Origin of the sequence: Ruoffia sp. FAM 24228, from assembly GCF_045528575.1 — a bacterium.
In the GTDB taxonomy this organism is placed as follows: domain Bacteria; phylum Bacillota; class Bacilli; order Lactobacillales; family Aerococcaceae; genus Ruoffia; species Ruoffia halotolerans.
Genome location: NZ_JBGQQZ010000095.1, coordinates 1 through 6695 on the forward strand (window position 1 = coordinate 1; position 6695 = coordinate 6695).

Below are 6695 nucleotides of genomic sequence, written 5' to 3' on the forward strand. Positions count from 1 at the left end.
GCCAAGTGAATTCTCCTTTTAGTAATGTATGGTAACTTTATTATATAGGAATTCACTGGCTTTTGTGTACATACAAAAAAAGGTGTCAGTGAGATTTCTCTCACCAACACCAAAAATTCAAGAACCATAAAACAGCACTTATTTTTTAAGAGTGCTGTTTTTGTAATATTCATTCATTTTCTGAAGAATTCTTCCGAAAAAATGTGACATAATCTTCAGAAAAAAGAATAGTGCATATAAAAGATTTATGCAAAATATTATATATAAATAGTTTTATAAACTAATAAACATCGAATGTTATAAAAATATTGAATTTACTAATAAACAATATTTTACATTGTTTCAATAAAGTTACATATATGAATGGTTTGTAAAGAAATGATTAAAGCGCTTATATCAATATGTTATAAGGTCTTTTGCTCGAGGTATATCATTTGAAAAAAATAATAATAATGATTATGATATATACAACATAAATATTTTATTTCTTTTTATTTATGATTATAAGGAGGATTAATTATGAAAAAACAATTGAAGAAATTAATTTTAGGGACATTAAGTGCAGGTTTAGTATTATCATTAGTACCAGCAACAATCTTTGCAAGTGAGACTACTGAGACAAGTGAAGAAACTGAAGAGGTAGCAACAGAAGAGACAGAAGAATCTTCTGAAGAAACTGAAGAAACTGAATCAACTGAGGAAACTTCAGAAGAGTCTACAGAAGACACTGAAGCAACTGAAGGTGAAGAAGATTTAACACCAAGTGCAGACAACCCTTACTCTGAAGCTGAAATCACAGAATTCATCAAACCAACTGAAGAATGGGATCCAAACTTAGTATTAGAAAGAGCTGACTTAGAAGCTGGTTATCAAGAAGTATTAGATACTGCGAAAGAACGCTCGATGAATGACGAAGTGAATTTAACGTTTGATGAAGTGGTAGAGGTTATGGGTGACGATCCAACATCGGTATCTGAAACAGATAATGGTGAAATATTTAGATACGTTTCAATTGAAGATGACATCGTACAAGTTGTTCGTTTCCAAACATATGTGAATTCTGAAGAAGATGGACCAGAATTAACAAACGTTGAATACCAATACAAGACAGCAAAAATGTTCGAACGCTTAGAAACAACTGTTGAAGATTTACAAACATTATTTAACGAAGGTGACTTAGCCGCATTTACTGATACATTTGGCCAACCAGAAGTGGTAACAACATCACTATTCCCTGAACGTTACACTGAAGCATTCTTATGGTCAGTTGTTGAGAATGAAGACGTTGAAGTTGGAGAAATTGCTGCGGTTGAAGTTCAAACTGAAAATGATGAGTTAACTAACTTAGCATACTATGAACAAGAAGAATTAGAAGACGAAGCATCTACTGAATCAGAAGATTCAGCAACAGAAGAAGATTCAGATGCTGAAACTTCAGAAGAATCTACTGAAGAAGAAAGTGCAGAATAATATAATTGTATCAAACTAACTCCAATTTGCTTGTAACAAATTAATACGAGGAGGTGAGAACCATGGAACAGGTATTAGAATTGCAAAAACTGGATTTAGATAATAATGTTTCACCCATGAGCAGTAGTAATAGTAATAATTGTGGAGATATAATTATCATTACTGGTTAATGATGACAATCAAAAGATAAAAAGTTCTCCTACAAAAAATGCAGGAGAACTTTTTATCTATTATTAACTGTTTCAATAAATCAAGGAGCTATAAGAACGAAAAAAATTGAAAGCAGGAAATTATATGTCTAGAACTAAAAGCATTTACAATGAGACCTTAGCAAGTAAATATAATAATAAAGATATACTATCTAAATCTGTAGATAAAATACTAGATGATCAATGGAATTTCTATGAGAAAGATATTTTTATTAATTGTAATTTTTCAGGCAATAAAATACCTGATCAAGGGTGGAAAATCCATGTATCTTGTACTTTAAAAAATGCATTGGATATATTGAATATTGTTACAGAAACATTAAAAAAGGAAAAAGTGAATTTTAAATATGTAAAAAATACTGAACTATTAAATATAATGTATAAAAAGAATTTCTCAAGAGTGGGTGCTGGGAAGTTTATTACTATTTACCCGAATAATGAAGAACAATTTATAGAGTTACTTGAAATACTTTATTTTAAATTAAAAGATTTTGAAGGGCCATATGTATTAAGTGATAGGAGATATAAAGATTGTGCCGTTTTATATTATAGGTATGGAGGCTTTAAAGAAATAATCAGATATGATGATGAAGGAAAAAAAGAATACTTAATATTAGATAGCGACAATGAATATATTATAGATAACAGATTGGCATATTATTCTCCTCCAAAAGGTCAGGATGAAATCATATCTTATAAGGCTAGCAATGAACAAGAAAGGCCTAATGATTATGTTTTTAAAAAAGCTCTAAAATTTTCAAGTTTGGGTGGGGTGTATTTAGCTGAGGATATTAATGGAGAAAATGTGATTATAAAAGAAGTGCGCCCCTATATTAACTATTTTCCAAATGGCATTATGGGGACTGATCGACTAAAATCAGAATATAATCTGTTGAGTTTTTTCTCTAAGCATACTAATGTTCCTAAAGCTCTTGATTTTTATAAACAGTGGGAGCATTATTTTTTAGTTGAAGAATTTATTGATGGTAAAACACTCTACAATTTTTACATGGATGAAACACCAATTCTAGATGTTGACTTTAATGGAAAAAAATGGAATGAATATTTAATAAAAATTTGTGATATATTTATACAGATAACAGACATATTAGAATGTATCCATGATTATGGATACATATATGGAGACTTATCTCCAAACAATGTAATGATTACTGAAGACCATAAAGTTTATTTGATTGATCTTGAGAGTAGTATAAATATAAATGAAATTAATTTAGCATCACAAACGTTTGAATATACAGAAGAAATTACTAGTAATAATTTCTTCCAGTCAGATATCTATTCCATTGGACTTCTTTTATTAAGTTGTCTGATTAACCGAAACCGCTTGTACTTATTAGATGAAAGCAAAATAGAGGATGTTATACAGCAACTCTTTTCAAATTATACTTTTCCTATTGAATTGAAAGAATTAATTTATAGTTTAATTGATGCGGACCATGCTAATCGACCATCGACTAAAGAGATAAAAGAAAACCTATCTGAAATAAAGGAAATTCTTAATGAGTTGGAAATTAATGTAATTGAAAACAATACCTCTTTAAAGAAAAAAATTGATGAAGTAAAATACTCAGTAAAACCTTTATTAAATGGGATAAATAGTTATAGAGAAAAATCATTGTCAGATGTATATTCTACTTCAGATATTATTGATAACCTTTACAATTTTAGTAATGGTCTTTTAGGTATTGCTTACACAAAATTTAAAATGAATGAAGTAAGTAGTAACGATATGCAAGATATTGAAACTGTCATTAGTGAGAGTAAGTATTGCCCTGAAGGTTTATACACCGGAAGAAGTGGCATTGCTTGGAAGCTATCAGAAATGGGCTTTTTAAAAGATGCAGAAAAAATTTTCCCTTCTACAGTAACTGAAAGTTCAAATTTATCTTTATACTCTGGTTTAGCAGGAATTGGATTAGCTAATATATATTTTTATAATAAAACCGGAAAAAGACATTATAAGAAAAATTCAATTAAAATCGCTGATTATATTATAAGAAATATAGATTTATGTTCTGATATAGGCTTTAAAAAAGGAAGAGCAGGAATTTCATTATTTCTTTTAGAGATATATAAGGTCACAAACTATGAAAAGTATTTATATATGGGTGAGTTTTTTCTAGAGTATGATATGGAGTATATATACCATCATAAGTCTGGTGCGTTACTTCTCTCTACTGAAGCTGATAGTAATGATTTTTTGTCGCCATATTTTATTGATGGAAGCGCGGGTATCTTAACAGTTCTTGCGAGATATTATAAAGTTACAGGAAAAGAAGACTATAAGGAACAGTGTAGAAGAATTGCAGATACTTTATTGATAAAACATCATACCTCTCCTTCTCTATTCAGAGGTTTAGCAGGGATTGCTAATGCATTATATGACTGCTACTTATTTTTAAATGAGGCTAGTTATTATGAAGAATCGGTAAATCTTTTACGGGAATGTTTACGTTATGCTGTGAAAAATAATAATAAGTGGGAATTACCCAATCGAACTTTAAATTATCTTTGTTTTGATATAGCAGAAGGATCTGCTGGAGTGTTATTAATTATTGATCGAATTATAAATAATAGAAAAATAAATCCTTTATTTTTTATAGACAATACCGAGGAGCGGATAGTACTGTGAAAATTTTTAGAAAACACCCTATTTATTTAATAATTATTTTGATTTTAACGGTTTGTTCTTCTGCTTCAAGTGTTTATGCAGGTTATTCTCTTGGGTTACTATATGAGAGCTTAGAACAAACTTCGTTTCAACTGTTGTTTCGAAATAGTTTCTTCATTATTTCTATTTGGATATTGTCAATTGCTATTAATTATATACTAGATTGTATGATTGCATACACTTTAAAAGTTATTAATGTTGATATAAGGAAGACTTACACCCATGATATTTCAAATTTAAAGTACAGAGATTATACTAGAAATAATACAGGGTATTATATATCTAGGCTGACTAATGACATTGAACGTTTTGATGAGAGTGCTTTACTAAGCATTTTTTCATTAATGGGGAATATGCTAAAAATGCTATTTTCGTTCATAGCAATAACATCGATGCATTCATACTTAGCCTATTTTACAATAGCATCAACCTTTATAATGCTTATAATTCCGAATATAACAAAACCAATAATTGGAAAATATTCAAATAATGTGTCAAACCGACAAGAAGCTTTTGTAGGAATTTTAAATGAAACATTCTCCAATTATATCGTTTTTAAAACCAATAATTTAATGAAAAAATTTAGAGATAGAATAAACAATGAATCTAATAATTTAGAGCAAGATAAGTTGAAATTTCAGTTTATAAAAGACTTAATTATGAGAATAAATTCGGCAATTAATATTCTATTTCAAATTGGAACTTTGATGTTTACAGTCTATTTAGTCATAAATAATGCCGTTTATCCAGGAGCAATTCTATCAATAGCTAATTTAGTAGGAGTTTTCTTTAGCTCTTCTTTAGGAGTTTTTAATGATATTGTGACGTACAATTCTTCTAAACCAATAACAAATAAATTATCTGAATTTGATTGGCTAAATGAACAAGATTATAACACAGCCTCAGTAGCCTTGACCGATCAAATACAAAGTATTAAATCTGGAAAATTATCTTTTAATTATGATGAAAACATGAGTATATTTAATGATATTAATTTAACTTTTGAATTTCCTAATAAATATGTAATCATTGGAGAAAGTGGTTCTGGTAAATCTACTTTATTGAAATGTATTGCAGGTCTCTATGAAAGTTATAGTGGAAAAATATTTTATAATAACTTTCCCTTAAAAGAATTAAATTTACCTGATGTATGGAATCAAGTTGTTTATTTAGATCAAACATCAACCCTATTCACGGGAACAATTAAAGAAAACCTTACTTTAGGAGAAGAATACAGTGAGGAAGAGATCATAGAAGTTTTAGAGAGAGTTAACGCTTACAATTTTGTTTGTAGTAATGACGAAGGACTCGATTATATGGTCACAGAGGGGGGGAAAAATTTTTCAGGAGGACAAAAGCAACGACTTGCCATAGCGAGAGGACTATTGAGGAAACCTAGAATTTTATTAATTGATGAAGCAACCTCAGCATTAGATGAACGCAATAAAAAACTGATTGAATCAACTATATTACAAGATCCAGAATTAATGGTTATCATGATTTCACATAATATAAATCAGGACACTGAAGCATACATTGATAAGATAATTCAGCTTGATGATATACAATAATAATTTACAAAGGAATAATTATTGTTAGTTTTCTTTTTAGTGCCATCTTTACTAATAAAATGGCCAGCTGTTTATCAAATATTAAATTGTCTGAATAAAAAAAGTAAAATCAAAACCAATTCAATTTATAATGAGGAAAGTTTTGATTTTATTTTTTTAAAGCTTGAGCTAGTTAATCACGGGAACAGGTTGAGATGTGCTTTTTTCATGTCTTCTGCTCCAAAAGAGCTTCATTATTTGGTTAATGCTTTGGAAAGTGCCATAAAGATACATCGAATAGCTAGCTAAAGTACAGCGTGACAATACCTCAATAACATTATTATATTGGGGCTGGGAATTAAGTCGCCCTAAATAATAAAAATGCGATGAACCAATCAGAATTCTGATTGGTTCATCGCATTTTATATTTTTGATTGAAGAACTCCGAGAAGCTTCTGCTTGTCTTCTTGCTTCGATTGCTAATTTTGTTAAATTCATGCTCATAAGCATGATACCTATATCATTATGTACTTCTTGTTTACCTCTCACATGTGACTACTGCCACACATTTGTACCACTGATGCCAACTTTCTTACCACTGTTTGCCAAAGAATGTACCACCTTTTGCCAGCTTAATGTACCACTTGTTTATGGCAATATAATAATACATAAGATTGCAGCCTAAAAGTACATAACCAGGCAACAAAAAAAGCCTTGTTAGTCATCCAGTTTACCTCTAAAGTTTAAGTTACGACGCTTAACTTGGAGGAA

At 29.6% G+C, this 6695-nt stretch carries 5 protein-coding genes; 4 read left to right on the top strand and 1 reads right to left on the bottom strand.

Annotated elements, in window-relative coordinates; genetic code table 11:
• The first annotated feature begins 519 nt into the window (after window positions 1–519).
• From ACEN33_RS11555 to ACEN33_RS11570, 4 genes are all read left to right on the top strand, one after another.
• A complete protein-coding gene (locus ACEN33_RS11555; protein WP_407090487.1) occupies window positions 520–1470 on the top strand; it encodes a hypothetical protein in 951 nt (316 codons plus the stop codon).
• Window positions 1471–1532: 62 nt separating this feature from the next.
• Entirely contained in the window at window positions 1533–1640 is a 108-nt protein-coding gene (locus tag ACEN33_RS11560) for a class III lanthipeptide (protein WP_197105242.1), read from the top strand.
• Window positions 1641–1764: 124 nt separating this feature from the next.
• Window positions 1765–4335: a lanthionine synthetase LanC family protein gene (locus ACEN33_RS11565; RefSeq protein ID WP_407095153.1), complete on the top strand. Its 2571-nt coding sequence runs from the start codon at window positions 1765–1767 to the stop codon at window positions 4333–4335.
• The gene (locus ACEN33_RS11570) at window positions 4332–5945 is read left to right on the top strand and encodes an ABC transporter ATP-binding protein (RefSeq protein WP_138405579.1); all 1614 of its coding nucleotides are present in this window, start codon (window positions 4332–4334) and stop codon (window positions 5943–5945) included. Before ACEN33_RS11565 ends, ACEN33_RS11570 begins: the two co-directional genes overlap by 4 nt.
• 168 nt (window positions 5946–6113) lie before the next feature.
• Here the strand turns inward: ACEN33_RS11570 and ACEN33_RS11575 are convergent, their stop codons facing one another.
• Entirely contained in the window at window positions 6114–6473 is a 360-nt protein-coding gene (locus tag ACEN33_RS11575) for a hypothetical protein (protein WP_138405578.1), read from the bottom strand.
• Window positions 6474–6695 lie beyond the last annotated feature (222 nt).